The sequence below is a fragment of the Asticcacaulis excentricus CB 48 genome, assembly GCF_000175215.2.
Classification (GTDB): domain Bacteria; phylum Pseudomonadota; class Alphaproteobacteria; order Caulobacterales; family Caulobacteraceae; genus Asticcacaulis; species Asticcacaulis excentricus.
Map to the genome: position 1 here is coordinate 71,802 of NC_014817.1, position 16,854 is coordinate 88,655.

The window sequence follows — 16,854 nt, forward strand, 5'->3', positions numbered from 1 at the left end:
CGATATTGGCGGACCTTATTGTAAGATGTTGACTTGGCACGGCGCGGCGCAGACCGCATGGCCAACGTAGTTTCAGATGAAGGGAACGGAGCGGACGACATCCGGAGCGAGGAGATATACCTCACGGGCCTGATATGGCGAAGTCCCGCTTTACAGCGAAATGCTACATCGACCGTTCCATTTCCGCTACGGGCGCAAACGCGACTGTCGTATGATGCGGTAATGGTAACGGGACACTAAAGCGTAAAAATCCATGTGAAGGTGTGGAGACGGATTTGTGACAGGACGCCATCGCCTGACACGCCGCTTGTGGCGTGGGCTAGGGGAAAAATATGACACCTGTCACGAACCGAAAGTATCATTCGTCAGTCTCTTTGGCTGCCGTTGCGTTGGCGGCCGCGTTGGTTTGCGCAGCGCCCGCTTCTGCGCAGGCACCCAAGTACAAGCTCGACATTCCCGCTGAAAGTGCGGCCAAGGCCCTGAACGATTTTGCTCAGCAGGCCGGGCTGCAGATTCTCTTTCCTTATGAGGCCGCTGATGTAGGCCGCGTACCCGCGATCAAGGGCGAATATACGCGCGAAGACGCTTTGAAACTGATCCTCGCGGGCACAAATCTCGAAGTGGCCCGGCAGGATGAGAAAACGATCTCGCTTCGGGTGGTGAAAAACCCAGAGGCCGCGGCGGCTGACGAGGCGGTGGAAGTCATTGTGACCGGCACGCACATCCGGGGGGCGAATCCGACATCGCCGGTTCGGACCTTGACCCGCAAGGATATCGATAATTCCGGGTACGGCCAGGTCGGTGACCTCATCCGCGCATTGCCGGAAAATTTCTCGGGTGGGCAGAACCCCGGTATCATCGGCACCGGCGCCGGTGGGCCCGATCAGGTCAATCATTCCAATGCCTCGACCGTCAATCTGCGCGGTTTGGGTACCGATGCCTCCCTTGTTCTCGTCAATGGCCACCGTCTGGCCTATGATACCTATTTCCAGGCCTCAGACATCTCCGGTATCCCGCTATTGGCCATCCAGCGTATCGACGTGGTGCCCGATGGGGCGTCCGCCCTCTATGGCTCCGACGCCGTGGCCGGTGTGGTCAACTTCATCCTGCGCAAAAACTATTCCGGTACCACCACCAGCCTGCGCCTTGGCGGAACCACGCAAGGCGGTGGCGCCGAGCGGACCTATTCGATCCTCTCCGGCTGGGCAGGGGACAGGGGCTATCTCCTCGCCAATCTCGAGCGTTCGGAACAGGAGGCCATCACCTTTGGTCAGCGAAACCTCTCGGGTACGCCCACAACCACCCTGCAGCGCCCGCAGGATCGCAATTCCCTCTATCTGTCCGGGGGGCTGTTCGCCGGGGCGCGTACCGAAATCACCCTCGACGCGCTTGTGAGTGAACGCACCGCCTTCGCCAAACTGTCCCAGTTTGTTGGCTACCCCGCCTATATCTCCCGTGCGCGCACACCGGCCCATTCCGTGGCCTTGGCTCTTGAGACAGAGTTTGGGGCGGACTGGTCGTTGCGTTTGGCCGCGTTGACGGCATCCAGCCGCTTTATCTCTGACGGGAAGTACGAGACCGCGGCGACCTTCTTCCGCACAAACTACCGCTCGCAAAGCGAAGGGTTTGAGGCCACGCTGAACGGACGGGCGTTTACGCTGCCGAGCGGCGACCTCAAGGTGGCGCTGGGCGGGGGCTACCGCAAGGAACGTTTCCGAAACCTCGACCCCAACGATGTCGCCTACTTTAATAAAACGCGTGACGTCCGCTTTATTTATGGGGAAGCGCTGGTGCCCCTTGTATCCGCTAACCCGGACCGCATTGGCCTCCAGGCGCTGGAACTGAACTTCTCTGCGCGCAGCGAACACTATAGCGATTTCGGCGGGACGAGTACCCCCAAGATCGGCCTGAGCTATGTGCCCGTTCCCGAGGTTACTGTGCGCGCCTCCTGGGGGAAGTCATTCAAAGCCCCATCCTTTTTGCAGACCTACCAGGCAAGACAGGTCTATTACGTCAACCTGCCCTTTGTCGGGGGCACTGGCACGCAGCAGGCGCTCGTCTCGCTCGGCGGCAACTATGATCTGACGCCTGAACGTTCGACCTCAAAGACCGTGGGCATTGACTACCAGACGTCTCGCTTCAATGGCCTGCGTCTTGGGCTCAACGCGTTCTCCATCGATTATACTGACCGGGTGGTCTTGCCCATCGCCGTCTATAGCCAGTCCCTGTCGTCGCCGCTTTACGCGCCCTTCGTGCAGAATAATCCGTCCCTCAGCGAAGTTCAGGCGCTTGTCGGATCGGCGGTTACCTTCCTCAATTACGCGCGCGTGACCTATGACCCGTCAACGGTCCGCGCCATTGTGCGCAACCAGTACACCAACGCGACGTCTCAAACGGCCAAAGGCGTTGATGTCTCCTATGGGCAAACCTTCTCGACGGACATCGGAGAGATAGGCACCTTCGCCAATATTTCCAGCATTGAAGTGCGTCAGCAAACCCTGCCAACGACCGCTGAAACGGTCATATCAGGGCTGATCTTCCGCGTCCCGGAGGTCAAAGGTCGGGCCGGGCTCACCTGGCAAAGCGACGGATGGTCAGCGAACGCTACCGCCAACTACGTCTCCGGCTCGACCGATGTCGGGGTCACACCCACCCAGCCTATTGGGTCATGGACAACCCTCGACGCCCAACTCGCCTACACCTTCCCACCGCGGTCCGACTACCTTGGCGGCATGCGGATGGCTCTGTCCGCTACCAACCTGCTTGATCGGCGTCCGCCCTATGCCGCCAGCCCCAGTCGGGATTTTCCCGGTGTCGATTTTGACAGCACCAACGCCTCAATTGTGGGGCGCGTCATCAGCCTGACTCTTGTGAAGGCGTGGTAAGCGATGAGGTCGTCTAAGATCCGGTGTCCCGGCGCAATCCGCGTCGGGACCCTGGTGACGGCGTTTGGCTGCCTCCCGCACGTCGCGTTTGCGGCGGCGCGGGAGGCGCCCCCCGTCACGCCTGAAGTTCTGGTCCGTCTGGCAGACATCGGTACGATGAGCGCCAGTGAAACCACACCGCTCCTCAGTCTCTCGCCGGACGGTCGCTATGTCGCGTTTCAGGTCCGCCAGGCTGACCCTGTGACGAACCTAAACGTGTTTCGTATGGTGGTTAAAGCGACGGATGGCGCCACAGATGCCATCGACGTCGATGTCGGTGGCGAGTATCTGTTCTGGACGATACCCAGTTGGGGGTATGCCCGAAACGCCCCGTCAGGCGCCAACCTCACCATCCAGCCGCGCTGGTCGCCCTCGGGGACACACCTCGCCTATTTGCGTCAGGACCAGGGGAGGGTGCGCGTCTGGCGTGCGAGCGTCAAAGGGGAGGGGGCCAGTCCTGTCATCGAAGACGCCTATGATATAGAGGACGTGCAATGGCTGGATGACAACACGCTGATCTATTCGGGCCGACCGGGTTTCGTCGAGGCTGAGGCCGAAATCGAACGCGAGGGACGACGGGGTTGGGTGTATGATGAGCGCTTTCACCCTCTAACCGGCGCACGCCCGCGTGTGCTGGAGCCGATATCGATCGTTTATCAGGTCTTGGATCTCAAAACAGGTACGCGCCGGGCGGCGACCCCTACAGAGGTGGCGCGCCTCAGAGAAAAGCCAGACCCATTGCGCGCGATGGTGGGGCGGACAACCTTCAGCGTCAGCCGAACCGACCCTCAAAATATCAACGCGCCAACCACGCTCGTCGCACGACGTGGGGAGGGAGAACCGGTGCGTTGTGATGAAGAGGCTTGCCAGAACATTACCCGGATGTGGGGAGATGAGACCGCCAATGTCCTTTATTTTCTGCGTCGAGAGGGCTGGGCCAGTAACGAAATGGCCCTTTACCGCATGCCCGCTGATGCGCTCAAACCGGTCCGGATTTGGCACGCGACGGGCCTCCTTCAGGGCTGTGAACGTCAGGCGAAACGTCTCATTTGCGCGCAGGAGTCCGCCCTTCAGCCCCGCCGTTTGGTGACCCTCAATCTGACCTCAGGTCAAATGTCGCCGCTCTATGACCCCAATCCCGACTTGTCGCGCTATCGTCTCCCAAAGGTCGAGCGTCTGACTCTTCGGAATCGAAACGGCATTGAGGTGTTCAGTGATCTGGTGCTTCCACCCGACTATCAGCTCGGCACCCGGCTGCCGCTTGTGATCGTGCAATACAGTTCGCGCGGCTTTCTGCGGGGCGGCACCGGCGATGAAAATCCGATCCTGCCGCTCGCCACCGCTGGGTTTGCCGTATTGAGCTTCCATAGTCCTCGCAGCGAAGCCTCGTATCAGAGGTTTACGTCGCCCATAGCGCAGTCAAAAGCGGAATACAGCAACTGGCGTAATCGCTGGAACATCCTGCACACCCTCGAAGATCTGATTGATGATCTGGATCGGAGAGGCGTGATCGATCCTGCAAGGGTCGGTCTAACGGGTTTGAGCGATGGGGCCACAACGGTGCACTTTGGTCTGATCAATAGCCATCGCTTTGCCGCGGCCGTGACCAGCAGTTGCTGTACGGACAGCTTCACCGCATCGGTCATGAATGGACCGCGGATCTCAGGGGCTCTGAAAGCCTACGGCATTGAGACGGATCAGGCCGATGACGGGCCCTTCTGGGCCGCCACATCGTTTGTCGTGAATGCGAGCCGCCTGGATACGCCCCTGCTAATCCAGTCCGCAGACGAGGAGTATCTCGGCGCACTTCCCGGCTTTACCGCCTTGCAGCAAGCCAGAAAGCCTGTTGAGCTCATCATTTACCCCAACGAGCACCACGTCAAATGGCAGCCGGCGCACCGGCTGGCGGTCTACAATCGCACGATAGACTGGTTTCGCTTCTGGCTGATGGATCAGTCAGATCCCGCACCCGACAAGGCCGCGCAGTACGACCGCTGGCGGGCGTTGCGCGCCCTCAGGCAGAAATCCCCAAGCCCCACTCCGGCGCCTTAGGGCGGGTGGCTAGGGTGGCCCCGCCCGAGAGTCGGGCGGGGTCTCATTTTGGCGGGTAATCACCTCGCGTGGCGGCTTTGTCGGTTGCCCGTATGTCTGCCAATGGGCAATCCACACTTCGGCTTCGCTCAGCCCCAGAAGCAAAATATGATCGGGTGCCGTCAGCACGTGAGCCGGCGCGAGGACCCGCTCAACAGCGTCACTGTCGATCAGGCCTTCACGGGCAAGGTAGCCCTCCCGAAGCACCGCACGTAAGCGCTCGCGGTTTCGTTCCACAATCTCGAACGCGAAGACATTCGGGGTGCCTTTGGACGTACGGTGGATGACCGCCTCGGGCAGGTCGGTCTTAAAAGCCCGTCGCGCCACCGAGCGATCGCGACCCGCCTCGCACCACCGCCAGGTCGGTATCCCCAGACACAGTTCGACGAGTGGCTGCGATAAGAGCGGTGTGATGTCCGGTGGCCAGTGCCTTGGGAAACCATCGATTGTCCCCTGGATGCGGGTCAGGTGCGCCACGTGCGCGGCCTTGCCCGGCAGGGCCTGTGTCGGGGCCTCCAGCCACGGGTGATAAAGCGTATCGCCGATCTCATCGATCGCCGCCCTCGATAAAAAGCCCGCAACCCCGTGCCACGCATAACGCGGTGAAGGTCTGAGCTGACGCTTTGCGGCATGGCGTAAAGCCTCCCCATAGCTACAGCCCGTCATTCGGCAGATATCCGCAAGCGTCGCCCACAGGTCTGGCAGGCTGCCTTTAGCGCGATAGCGATCAACGAGCGGCGAGGCGGAGCGCAGATGGCAAAAGACATTATCTCCGCCCACGCCCGAAAAATAGGCGTCAATGCCCATCTCTCGGGACGCCGCCCACTTCACGCGGTTGGCACTTTGTGCGAACGGATACTGGGCCGGGCGAGGCAGGTGCGCTGAGGTTGATTGTTCGATGTCGATATCTGACAGATTATGAGTTGCCTCAAGCAGTTCCAGGTTCTGAGAAGTGGCGGCCAGTCGCGCATAGGTCCGTTCATCCCCATCGGGATCGGCCGTCGAAAGGGTCAGGCACGTCGTTCGGGCTGGGCTTCGGCCCAGCGCGCAGGCCAGGACGGACGAGTCCAGACCTCCCGATAACGACAGCAGGACATGCTGAAACAGACCCGCCCAGCCGCATACACATCCCTCTAAAGCTCGTTTCAAGTCTTCGGCCAGTTGATCTCGCGGGCGGTCATCCAAACCCATGGCATGGGACCACGGGGACCAAAGCTCAGTGGTCTGGCGCTCAGGGAGGTGGAGGCACTGACCCGCCAGAAGCTCGCGCACGCCCATCAATGCGGTTCGCGGTGAGCGAAGGTCAGCCGCAAAGAGGTGACGGGCCAGACCGGTGGAGTCGATTTGAGGCACGAGGCCGCCAACAGACACCAGAAGCTCAATATCAGAAGCGATCCATGTGCCGTCGGCGGTCGTGACATAATAGCAGGGCAGCGCACCCGATGGATCGCGGAGGATGTGTGTTCGCTCACCGCCAGTGGGGCTCAGAAGCGCGGCATAGCCGCCCCAATAGGAATGTATCAGGTCAGACCCACCCGAGCCAGTAATCCGATCCGCCGATGACCGGTCAAGGGCTTTGACCGCGTGTGCGGGTGTCGTTCGACGAAAGAGGTTTCCAAGGATCACACCTCCCGGCCCATCCTGTTCAAGGGTGATGCCGGGGTGGGTTGCCCAGGCCGCACATCGGCGCGTCTGGAACACGCGTGTCAGGTTGTGCGTCTCCGGACACGGGGGAAACACAGGCAACCGGTCTGGGTCAGAATAAACGACGGCGACGTAACGGAAGGCCATGTCAGATCACCGCGACGGGTGTGAAAGGGCGGACATTTTCAAGCGTGTCACTCAGGAGCACCTCGCCGCGTTGCACCCACGCGTGGGCCGCAAAGGGGCGCAGGCGCACACCGATCACAACATCTGCCGTGTGCCCGTAAGAGAGTAAAAAGTGGCAGAGCGCCAAAGACGTCGGCAGGCATTGGTCGTTCATGGACAGGAGGTGACGAGACCCGCCAAAACAGCCGAGCAGGGCGTGAAGGTCGCTGTCAGTGCCTGTGTCAGGCCTCCGTTTCGCGCGCCGCTTACGATGGATCAGCCACAACAGATTGGTATGGAGTGGCAGCACACGAAGCGCCAGCCCGACGAGCAACCGGGTGCCAAGAACACGTGCTCTATATGGCGCTATAGACGGAGCGTCGGATAAAGGAGCGGACTGTGTGGGCAGGTTATAGCCGGTGGGGGGCGGTATGACGCCCTGTCGGGGCTGCGGGCGCAGGACGCCGTTCCGCGCCAATGCCTCAATCTCCATTGCGTCTTCGCAGGTCAGCGCTTCGCCTTCCAAAAGTCTGGAGAGGGCCGAGGCCCCGGTTGAGGTTGAGGCAAAATAACGGTTCTGCGATCGATCGAAGAAGACGACCCGTCCATCCACAAAACAATAGCTAAGCCCTTCAGCCAAGGCATAGCCCGCAGGGGGGTGAACTGTCTCAGTCTGGGGTGAAGCCGCCATGGGTGTGACCGTCACGTGTGTTGCCGAGATGGGGTGTCTTAGGTGACGAGGCCGCGAGAGTAGAATTCGTTTTGGCGAAGCGGCCGCCGCCCGAACGGCGATTGACAGGGTAAGGCGCGCGCCGTTGTGACGCGCGCCCTGCATCTCAGTCCGCCAGCGGGGCGTGCTGATCCCAGTATTGGCCGCTCACGCTATCAAGCCCAACCATGGGGGTCGGCCCCTTTGTGTGAGTGGTGACCTTGCCGAGGTCGGTCAGACCCGCGCGGGCGGGAAGGCTGCGATTATAAGTACGCATTATAGATCTCCTGAGAGTGAGCCCCTGGGCTCAGTGTGGATACGCGATCCCGCCGCGGCGAAGCCGGAAGCTGATAATGCTGACGGTGGGGGCGAAGAGGGCGCGCGCCGTGGGAGCGCGCGCCGAGGGTTAGTCCGCCGACAGACCCAGCTGGTCGCGGAACTGGCCAGACACGCTGTCGAGGGCCTGGATTTGCGTCAGACCCTTGGTCTGGCGGGTGGCCTTGCCGAGATCGATCAGTCCCACGCGGCGGGCGGCGATGGTCGTACGCTTGGTCATCATACACTCCTGTAGGTTTGAGTTAGAAAAGCCATGGGGATCATGGCCAACTCAAAATTACGCCCTTGAGGCGAGTGTTCTGGCAGGGATACTTCCGGGATACCCCGAATGTTCAGCACGTGGCGGACGTGCCGGGTCGGAGAGGCTACTGGGACCGGCCCCGATAGGCGTCAGCCACAATGTCCGACAGTTTCGACAGGCGTCGATGATAGTAGCGTTTCAGGCGCCGGCGCAGCGCGTCGGGATTGGTCTCTTTTAAGGCTTCAAGCAGGCCCGCAATCTCCGGTTCAAGGGTGAATGCCTGAGAGGGCGCGGTGCGGCGAATAGCGCTCAGGTGCGCCGACACATTGGCCAGTGCGGCCCGGTACACCGTGTTGCCGCTGCCCTCCGCAATCAGCGAAAGAACGCCTTCAATGCTTTCCTCTGTGAGGGGCTCAAGCGGCAGCTCTGGCGGTGCGGGCGGCAGGCCACCGTCGCGGATCGCCAGAAGCACAATGTCCTGCTCCCAGTTATAAAGCTCACGCAGCGACTGAACCGTCACCCGCGGCCGGTAAAACCCATCATGCGCCTGAGCGGCCAGAAGGCCCTCTCCGACCAACCGGTTCAGAATATTGCGGATCGGCGACTTGCTGACACGGTGTTGCTCGCACAGGGCTTTGATGTTGAGGCGCTCGCCCGGCAGTATGCGACCGGAGAGCAGCTCGCGCTTCACCTCCAGATAGAGCGTATCAACAACGGAGTCCTGTACGGACATGCGCCCGCTCCCTTCACACGCGCGAGGCTGAAAATGGGGGCCTCCGGTCGCTCGCTGCCGTCAGATCGATCCGACATCGGCAGGCGTCCGGCAACCCCTCTTGCGCGGCATGGTAGTGGAAACGGGTCTTGTCATCAACATGTCATAAAATGACGTTGAGGCCGTTCAAGCCGCTAATGGGGGTGGTTGATTAGGTTCACGAGTTGCGGCACGAGCGCCTTTCGTCGGTCAAAATAGGCCTGCAGCAGGGTCTCCAGCCGCGCCATGTCCCGATCCGCCCAGGCCCTGGCTAAAGCGTCCAGCTCCTGCGCCCGATCCGGTATCAGCGCCGCCTCATAGGGCCGGACCTGTCGCATGATCTCATTCATCCGCGCCATTTGCCGTGACAGCAGCGGATTCTGCAACCCGTTCACCACCTCGCAAAACAGGCGCTCGGTCGCCACCGTCACCTGGGCCTCCTCGCCTAACGAGCCGTGCGGGGACAGAGGCGGGACGTCAGTCATGGCAACGCTCTCAGGGTCAGGGCCGCATCACAATGACACGAATGCCAGAGGCGTTCAATCCAGAGGTGCGGCCCGCCATTTTGTCCGTGATGGGCACCTTTAAGGGCTAAGGGCGCCGCCCTCGCGCCGGTCAAGAACCCTTCTGGCGGTCTCCCCGTCTTCCTTCGCTCACCTGAGTCCCGGCGGCACGACGCCACGTCCGTGCAGCCGGGCGATACCCCTCCGCCAGAACGGCCCTGACCGTTGCTACCCCGGTCTCGCCGACGGGCAGGGTTTCAGCGCGGCGTTGTGCCCGCTGAAACCCAAGCTTGAAAAGGAACGGACTATGTCTAAATCGGCTTTAAAATTGACGTCTGCCGCCGTTGTGCCGTCCGGGGTTCAGACCCTGATCCCTCTGGATCGCCTCCTCAAATCCCCCGACAATGCCCGCAAAACCCCGCACAGCGCCGCCGCTCTGGCCGCGCTTCGCGCCAGTATCGCCGCCAAGGGCCTCCTGCAAAACCTCATCGTCAAGCCCGAAGTGAACGAGGCGGGGGCCGAAACCGGCTTCTACTACGTCACGGCAGGCGAGGGGCGCAGGCTTGCCCAGATTGCCCGCGCCAAGGACGCCGAAATCCCCCGCGATACCCTCATCCCCTGCGTCATCCGCGACAGCGACGACGCCCACGAGGTCAGTCTGGACGAAAACGTCACCCGTGAGGCCATGACCCCCGCCGATCAGTACGAATCCTTCCGCGCCCTCAATATCGAGCGGGGCATGGACGCTGCCGATATCGCGGCCCGTTTCGGCGTCTCTGAACACGTCGTCAAACAACGGCTGCGCCTCGGCGCGGTGTCGCCCGTCCTCCTGCAGGCCCTGCGTGATGAAAAACTCACCCTGACGCAACTGATGGCCTACACCGTCAATGCCGATCACGCCCGCCAAGAGGCCGTCTTTGACCGCCTCAAGGGCAGTTACGCCGATCCCTACCATATCCGCCGCCTCCTCACCGAAGGGCAGGTCCCCGCGCAGGATCGCCGCGCCCGCTTTATAGGCGCAGGCGCTTATGAAGCCGCAGGCGGCGTCATCGCCCGCGACCTCTTCACCGAAGAAGGCGGCGGCTATTTTACCGATGCGGGCCTGCTCGATCAGCTGGTCCTCGACCGCCTGACGGCGCTCGCGACCGAAACCCAGACCGCCGAAGGCTGGAAATGGGCCGCTGCCGCGCTCGACTACCCCTATGCGCACGGTTGGGGGCGCGTCTACCCGCAAACCGTGCCCCTGTCACCTGAGGTCGCAGAGCAACTGCAGGCGAAGCAAAAGGCGCTCAAAGACCTGTTAGCCCCGTTTGAAGGGGCCGACGAACTGCCCGACGAGATCGATCAGGCCGCAGGCGTCCTCGAAGCGGAGATCGCTGCCCTCGAAACGCCTCAGGACGCCTATGATCCGTCAGACATCGCGCGCGGCGGTGTCTTCGTCACCCTGCTGAGCGACGGTGGCGCGGCCATTCATCGCGGGCTGGTCCGCCCGGAAGACGAACTGCCCGAACCCGATACCCCCGCTGACGAAACCGAAGACCTTTCTCACCACCCGGAGGATGCGCCGGAAGACGGGGAGGGTGAAGGCGAAGGCGAAGGGGCAGCCCCGCACACTGAGGATACCGAGGACGCGTGCGAAACCGGGCCCCTTTCTGATCTTCTGTTACGGGACCTGACCACCCACTGGACGCTGGCGCTGCGCTATACGCTGGCCGAACAGCCGGAACTCGCCGCCCGCTTTCTCGTCCATAAGCTGGCCCTCGACACCTTCTATCGGCAGCGCAGCGTCACCTGTCTCGACATCACCGCGCGCAGCGTCTCGATTGAGAGCTTCGCAGAAGGACTCGACGACACCCCAACCGCTGCCGCACTCGCCACTCGGCACGCGGCATGGGCGGCGGGTCTGCCCGACAACCCCGCTGAACTGTGGGCCCATCTTCTGACGCTCAGCCCCGAAACCCTCGGGTCGCTGATGGCCCATTGTACGGCCCTGACGGTCTTTGCCGTGCGTCAGGCCTATATGCCTGCCGCACCGTATGTGGCCTCGCTGAGGATGGCGCGCGACCTGCGTCTGAACATGGCCGACCACTGGACACCCACGGCGCGGAGTTATTTCAGCCGCGTGACCAAGGGGCAAATCCTCGCCGCCGTGCGCGAAGCCGTGGGCGATGAGGCCGCCAACCGCCTTCACAAGCTGAAAAAGCCCGAGATGGCCGAAGCCGCCGAGCAGCTGGTGCAGGGCACGGGTTGGCTCCCCACCTGCCTGCGCACCCCCGGCGCGCCCGAAGACGCAGCGCAAGGGCCTCTGGCCTTGCCGCCCTTGGAGGCAACGCCCGACCTGCCCGACGCGGCGGAGTAGGTATGACCGGGGCCGCGTCAGCGGTCCCGGTTTTCATTTTGCCCGTCTCTGAGGGGGCACGGGATGCGCCTTTCAGGACGGGCCGACGCAAGGGCGACCGCGACGATGGAGGTCTGAACGCAACCGGACCTTAGGCGCGCAACGGGCCTTGGGGGCTTTTTTCCGCCGCGCTTCGCGCTTTGCATCGCGAGGCAAAAAAGCGCCCCGCCGCCCGTCCTTCGGCCCTGCGGGTGCGCGCGGTCCGGCCCCGTTCGCAGCGACCCCATCGCGGTCGCGATTGGCGCGGCCCCGACCACAGAAAGGTACACCCCTATGTCCATCATCGGCACGTTTGTAAAATCCGACACCGGCTTCACCGGCACCATCAAGACCGTCTCGCTGAACTTCAAAGCGCGTCTGGTCGAAACCGAAGGCGGCTCCGAAAACGCCCCTGACTACCGCGTCTACAGTGGCGCCGCCGAAGTCGGCGCGGGCTGGAAACGCACCGCTGAAAACAGCCGCGCCTACATCTCGATCAAGCTCGATGATCCGTCCTTCCCCCATCCGATCTATGCGAGCCTGTTCGAAGGCGAAGACCCCGACACCTTCAACCTCCTCTGGTCGCGTCCGCGCAGCCAGTAACCGCCCCCCATCCGGTCTCAATCGGCCTCGCCGCACACGCGGCGGGGCCTTTTTTGTCCTGCCAAAAGAGGGGAGGAGGGAGGGAGCGGCCCCGGTCCCCGGAGCCGCTCGCGTCACCGGAATCGAGGGGGGGGGATGAGCCCGATGACGAGGCTGACGTTAACGGAAGGCGCGCGCCCTGGCCACACACAAGCGCGTGAGGGGAGCGTCCGGGAAAAGGGCTAAGGGCTCTGCCCTCGCGCCGGTCAAGGGGGTGTCCCTTCGGTCCCGATGACGACGGTCTCCCCAACCTTCCTTGGCTTACGCCGGCGTGCAGGTTGGGTGATCCCCCACCGCCGCCATCGCCCCTGACCGTTGCGACCCCGCTCTCGCCGAGGGGCAGGGTTTCAGCGCGGTAAAGGCGCTGCAACCCAAGCCCAAAGGAGACTTTTCCATGATGAACGATACCCCTATTTCCGCCCCCGTAACCGAGGCCTTCAAGGTCAATCCCTATCGCGGCACCGTCAATAGCCGCGTCTCCGGTCAGTGGTTTTCACGGCCTGATGATCAGCGGTTTTTAAGTCTCGATGACCTCTTTGCCCATACCCGCCAGCGCCGTGACACCGCCCATGTGCGCACCGTCGCCTCCGACGCCGTGCGCGTCATTGCCGAGCGTGACGACCTTGAGAGTCTACGGCTGGTCTGCCCCGGACGCGACACCTCGACGGCCCCCACACACTGGTCATTTGGTCAGTTGTGCGGACTGGTCGGCGCGCCGTCCGGCTATCTGCGTCAACTTCCGGCCCCGCTTGCGGCCATCAACCTGCAGCATGGCTTGCTGAACCACCGCGCCGAACTGATCAAGACGCTCGAAACCGACACGGGCGGGCTTGAATTGCGCGCCGTCACGGGGCCGGACTATGGCCGCATCTGGGATTATGAACTGGTGCAGGCCGTGCAAAAGATTGCCGGAAATGGTCTTGGCGATACGCGCTGGAAGGTCCCCGGGGTGCTCGACTGGGGCACCATGACCCATAATCCGTTTGTCGATGTGACCAAGGACACCACGACCCTTTACGCCTCGGATCGCGACGTGTTTCTCTTCCTCGTGGACGACACCCACCCCATCGAAGCCGGGCGTCTGCCCAATGGCGAGCCTGATCTTTATTTCCGTGGCTTCTATGCATGGAACTCCGAAGTGGGCTCAAAAACGCTCGGGATCGCCTCCTTTTATCTGCGCGCCGTGTGCCAGAACCGCAATCTCTGGGGCGTCGTAAACTTTCAGGAAATCACCATTCGTCACAGCAAAAATGCCGCGAGCCGCTTGGCGTGGGAGGCCGCTCCCGCCCTGACGAAATTCGCCAATTCCTCGCCCACGGCCTTCATCGAAGGTATCAAGGCCGCGCGTGAAACCGTCGTCGCGAGGACCGATGAAGACCGTGAAGAGTTCCTGAAAAAGCGCGGGTTCTCCAAGCCCGAGACCGCGAAAATCATCGAAACCGTGCTCAATGAAGAGGGCAAAAAGCCCGAAAGCGTCTTCGATTTTGTGCAAGGTCTGACCGCTCTGGCGCGTTCAAAGCCGCATCAGGACGCGCGCCTCGACCTCGAAACCAAGGCCCGAAAACTGATGGCCGCTGTCCTCTGACGCATCCCCGCCGCGCGGTCTCACTGGCCGCGCGGCCTCTATTTTTGGCCCGGTCTCAGAGAGGTCGGGGGCCGCGGCTCGCTATGCCTGCGGCATGGCTCGCGAGGTCGATAGGGCGCATTGGGGCACACGTAGAGACAGGGGAGTCGGATCGGGGGGGAGGGGATTTCGACACTCCCGATGTGGGTTAACCGACCACATGCTTGCGCCCGAAACCGCTGTGGTTTTGCTATTTTCTCGCAAGGAAGCGACCCTCGTGTCCGATGAAAACGCGCGTGCTGCCAGCGCCAAAAAAGGCAGCCCCTTTCTCAATACCGATCAGGCCGCCCACTATATGGGCCTGTCACGCCGCACCCTCGAAAAGTTTCGTGCCGAAGGACAGGGGCCTATGTATCGCCGTCATGGCCGATATGTTCGCTACCATATCGACGACATCGATGGGTGGTCGCGCGCCTCGGGCCAGACCGACGTGCATATCGAGGCGCGGGTGTGATGGCGGCCCCTAAGAGTCCGACAAGGTTACGCCTCAGACGAGGGCTTGTCGCTGGTCTAAGCGTCGCGGCTCTGGTTGGTTTGGGTCTCTCCGCGCAACCTCAGAAAACGCCCTGGCTGATCTATAATGCCAGTTCCAGTGCGCCCATAGGATTTTATACCGTCTCTCCGGTTCGGCAAGTGAAGACGGGTGATCTGGTGGTGGTACGCCTACCTCAAGCCACTCGTGAACTAGCCGATGAAAGGCGGTACGTGCCTGCAACGGTCCCGGTACTTAAACACGTAGCGGCCCATGGTGGCGACGCGGTCTGTGCCATAGATGCCAGCATTTTAGTCAATGGGAAGCGCGTAACGGTGCGGCGTCTGCGGGACCGCCGGAACCGGCCCTTGCCGTGGTGGCAGAGCTGTAGGCGTCTGTATGCCGGGGAACTGTTTCTCCTCAACACGGCCGCGCCGGACTCCTTTGACAGCCGCTATTTTGGGCCGGTCAGCCTCGATCACGTGATCGGAGAGGCGCGGCCCCTATGATCCGCTGGAAATCGCTCGTCAGCGCGCTGGGCGTCCTTTTGTCGACAGGAGAGAGCCACGCCCAAGCACCTCCGGCACTGGCGCGCTGGGTCGAACCCGTGCGGGAAGCCTCGCAGCGGTTCGGGGTGCCCGAGGACTGGATTTATCGCGTCATGCAGGCGGAAAGCGGCGGGCAAACCCACCTGAAGGGGCAACCGATCCGCTCAAAGGTCGGGGCGATGGGCCTCATGCAACTGATGCCGGGAACATGGTCAGATATGCGCAGGGCCCATAACCTCGGGGCCGATCCCGATGACCCGCGCGACAATATTCTGGCCGGCACGGCCTATCTGCGCGCCATGTTCGATCGGTTCGGTTATCCCGGTTTGTTTGCGGCCTATAACGCCGGGCCCGCGCGCTATGCGGCCAGTCTGAAGGGCGAAACCCTCCCTGCCGAAACGCGCGCCTACTTCAAAAAGCTTGTCCCTGAAAGCCAACCCCCAGTGCCCGAGGTTCCGTCCCTGACCCCGTCCGGTTCAGGCCTGTTTGCGATCAAACGCACCGCCGAAGCTGAGGGGCGCCCAAAACCGTGACGTGGCGAGATCGGACGAGGTTCGGCGAGGGACGGGTGGGCTATATGCTGGGGTAATCGGCGGTGAGAACCGCGCGGGAGCCCGAGATGGCGAAATCGAGTAAGGTAGGGAGCGTCAACCCCGGAAGGAGACGCGCCATGGACTATTTCTGCGGACTGGATATCGCGACGGAAACGACGGCTTTGTGCGTCGTGGACACCGAAGGTACAGTTATCTGTCAGGCCTCGATAGCCACAGACCCTGAGGCCATTTACCGGTGCCTCAAACCCTACCTGCGTAAACTCAAACGCGTGGGGCACGAAGCCGGATCGTTGTCACCCTGGCTGCATCCGGAGTTGCTGGCCAGGGGACTGCCGGCGGTGTGTCTGGAGACGCATCATGTGCGCAACGCCCTGAAGGCGCAGCGCAACAAAACCGACGCCACCGATGCCCTGGGTCTGGCCCATATCGTCCGGACCGGGTGGTACAGGTCCGCACACATCAAGTCAGAAAACGGCTATCGTCTGAAGTTACTGCTGACCCAGCGCCGTAACCTCAAACGCAAGTTCCTCGATATCGAAAACACCATTCGGCACTCGCTCAAGGCCTTCGGTATCCGTCTCGGCGCCGTTGGCCGGGCCGGTTTCGACAATGCCGTGCGCCGCGCCGTTGCCGATGATGAGCTGACCGCCACGCTGATGGACGCCATGCTGACGGCCCGTGCCGCGCTGTGGCTGCAATATACCAAACTCCATGCCCTGGTCGTGCGCTTCGTCGCTCAGAACGAAGTCTGCTCACGCTTCATGGAAATCCCCGGCGTCGGCCCCGTCGCCGCCATGACCTTCATGACCGCGATCGACGATCCCTCGCGCTTCAAACGCTCGCGCGATGTCGCCGCCTACTTCGGACTGACCTCGAAACGCTGGCAATCCGGCTCCTCCATCGATATCCAGGGACGTATCTCCAAGGCCGGGGACGCGGATGTCCGGCGCGCCCTCTACGAAGCCGCCTCCGCCATGCTCACGCGCTTCAAAGGCAAGGACAAAGTCAAATCCTGGGGGCAGGAGATCGCCAAACGCGGTTGCCACAACAAAGCCGCCGTCGCCGTGGCCCGCAAGCTGGCTGTCATCATGCATGCCATGTGGACCGATGGCACCTGCTATGTCGGAGATTCCAGCGCCAGCGAAAGCGATCGCGCCGCGAAAGCCTCCGGAAAACGTAAACGCCTGCTTGGAAACCTAGCTTAACTCAACTCACTCCCACCGCACTTACCTATGGAGCCCTTTTCGACATAGAAATCCGCCGCCCTGGCGGA

General features: G+C 62.2%; 15 protein-coding genes. 9 read left to right on the top strand and 6 right to left on the bottom strand.

Annotation, left to right across the window (positions count from 1 at the left end):
• The first annotated feature begins 332 nt into the window (after window positions 1–332).
• Complete coding sequence (locus tag ASTEX_RS12075) at window positions 333–2,885, top strand: TonB-dependent receptor (protein WP_013479919.1); 2,553 nt, start codon at window positions 333–335, stop codon at window positions 2,883–2,885.
• Window positions 2,886–2,888: 3 nt separating this feature from the next.
• Window positions 2,889–4,976 carry a lasso peptide isopeptidase AtxE2 gene (gene atxE2, locus ASTEX_RS12080; RefSeq protein ID WP_013479920.1) on the top strand — a complete coding sequence of 696 codons (2,088 nt, stop codon included), beginning with the start codon at window positions 2,889–2,891 and terminating at the stop codon, window positions 4,974–4,976.
• Window positions 4,977–4,985: 9 nt separating this feature from the next.
• Here the strand turns inward: atxE2 and ASTEX_RS12085 are convergent, their stop codons facing one another.
• The 6 genes from ASTEX_RS12085 to ASTEX_RS12100 all read right to left on the bottom strand — a co-directional run bounded on the left by ASTEX_RS12085 (window position 4,986) and on the right by ASTEX_RS12100 (window position 9,346).
• Window positions 4,986–6,806 (bottom strand): asparagine synthase-related protein, encoded by a 1,821-nt coding sequence (locus tag ASTEX_RS12085; protein WP_013479921.1) that lies wholly within the window; start codon window positions 6,804–6,806, stop codon window positions 4,986–4,988.
• Window position 6,807: 1 nt separating this feature from the next.
• Window positions 6,808–7,515, bottom strand: a complete 708-nt coding sequence (locus tag ASTEX_RS19405) for a lasso peptide biosynthesis B2 protein (protein WP_049781719.1) — start codon at window positions 7,513–7,515, stop codon at window positions 6,808–6,810.
• A gap of 145 nt (window positions 7,516–7,660) precedes the next feature.
• Window positions 7,661–7,810 carry a lasso peptide astexin 3 gene (locus tag ASTEX_RS20330; protein WP_013479923.1) on the bottom strand — a complete coding sequence of 50 codons (150 nt, stop codon included), beginning with the start codon at window positions 7,808–7,810 and terminating at the stop codon, window positions 7,661–7,663.
• A gap of 129 nt (window positions 7,811–7,939) precedes the next feature.
• Window positions 7,940–8,089 carry a lasso peptide astexin 2 gene (locus ASTEX_RS20335; protein WP_013479924.1) on the bottom strand — a complete coding sequence of 50 codons (150 nt, stop codon included), beginning with the start codon at window positions 8,087–8,089 and terminating at the stop codon, window positions 7,940–7,942.
• A 145-nt stretch (window positions 8,090–8,234) separates the two neighbouring features.
• The gene (locus ASTEX_RS12095) at window positions 8,235–8,843 is read right to left on the bottom strand and encodes a GntR family transcriptional regulator (protein WP_013479925.1); all 609 of its coding nucleotides are present in this window, start codon (window positions 8,841–8,843) and stop codon (window positions 8,235–8,237) included.
• A gap of 173 nt (window positions 8,844–9,016) precedes the next feature.
• Complete coding sequence (locus ASTEX_RS12100) at window positions 9,017–9,346, bottom strand: hypothetical protein (protein ID WP_013479926.1); 330 nt, start codon at window positions 9,344–9,346, stop codon at window positions 9,017–9,019.
• A gap of 325 nt (window positions 9,347–9,671) precedes the next feature.
• Between ASTEX_RS12100 and ASTEX_RS12105 the strand changes: the two genes are divergently transcribed.
• The 7 genes from ASTEX_RS12105 (at window position 9,672) to ASTEX_RS12135 (ending at window position 16,786) form a co-directional block, all read left to right on the top strand.
• Window positions 9,672–11,723, top strand: coding sequence for a ParB/RepB/Spo0J family partition protein (locus tag ASTEX_RS12105; protein ID WP_013479927.1), 2,052 nt, complete (start codon window positions 9,672–9,674; stop codon window positions 11,721–11,723).
• Window positions 11,724–12,035: 312 nt separating this feature from the next.
• On the top strand, window positions 12,036–12,344 hold the full coding sequence (locus tag ASTEX_RS12110) for a DUF736 domain-containing protein (protein WP_013479928.1): 309 nt from the start codon (window positions 12,036–12,038) through the stop codon (window positions 12,342–12,344).
• 433 nt (window positions 12,345–12,777) lie between these two features.
• The gene (locus ASTEX_RS12115) at window positions 12,778–13,968 is read left to right on the top strand and encodes a hypothetical protein (RefSeq protein WP_013479929.1); all 1,191 of its coding nucleotides are present in this window, start codon (window positions 12,778–12,780) and stop codon (window positions 13,966–13,968) included.
• A gap of 256 nt (window positions 13,969–14,224) precedes the next feature.
• Window positions 14,225–14,461 (top strand): helix-turn-helix transcriptional regulator, encoded by a 237-nt coding sequence (locus ASTEX_RS12120; protein WP_041659459.1) that lies wholly within the window; start codon window positions 14,225–14,227, stop codon window positions 14,459–14,461.
• Window positions 14,461–14,988 carry a S26 family signal peptidase gene (locus tag ASTEX_RS21130; protein ID WP_013479931.1) on the top strand — a complete coding sequence of 176 codons (528 nt, stop codon included), beginning with the start codon at window positions 14,461–14,463 and terminating at the stop codon, window positions 14,986–14,988. The genes ASTEX_RS12120 and ASTEX_RS21130 overlap by 1 nt, the downstream gene beginning before the upstream one ends.
• Window positions 14,985–15,560 (top strand): lytic transglycosylase domain-containing protein, encoded by a 576-nt coding sequence (locus ASTEX_RS12130; RefSeq protein ID WP_013479932.1) that lies wholly within the window; start codon window positions 14,985–14,987, stop codon window positions 15,558–15,560. The genes ASTEX_RS21130 and ASTEX_RS12130 overlap by 4 nt, the downstream gene beginning before the upstream one ends.
• Window positions 15,561–15,697: 137 nt before the next feature.
• Window positions 15,698–16,786 carry an IS110 family RNA-guided transposase gene (locus ASTEX_RS12135; RefSeq protein WP_013477612.1) on the top strand — a complete coding sequence of 363 codons (1,089 nt, stop codon included), beginning with the start codon at window positions 15,698–15,700 and terminating at the stop codon, window positions 16,784–16,786.
• Window positions 16,787–16,854: the final 68 nt, after the last annotated feature.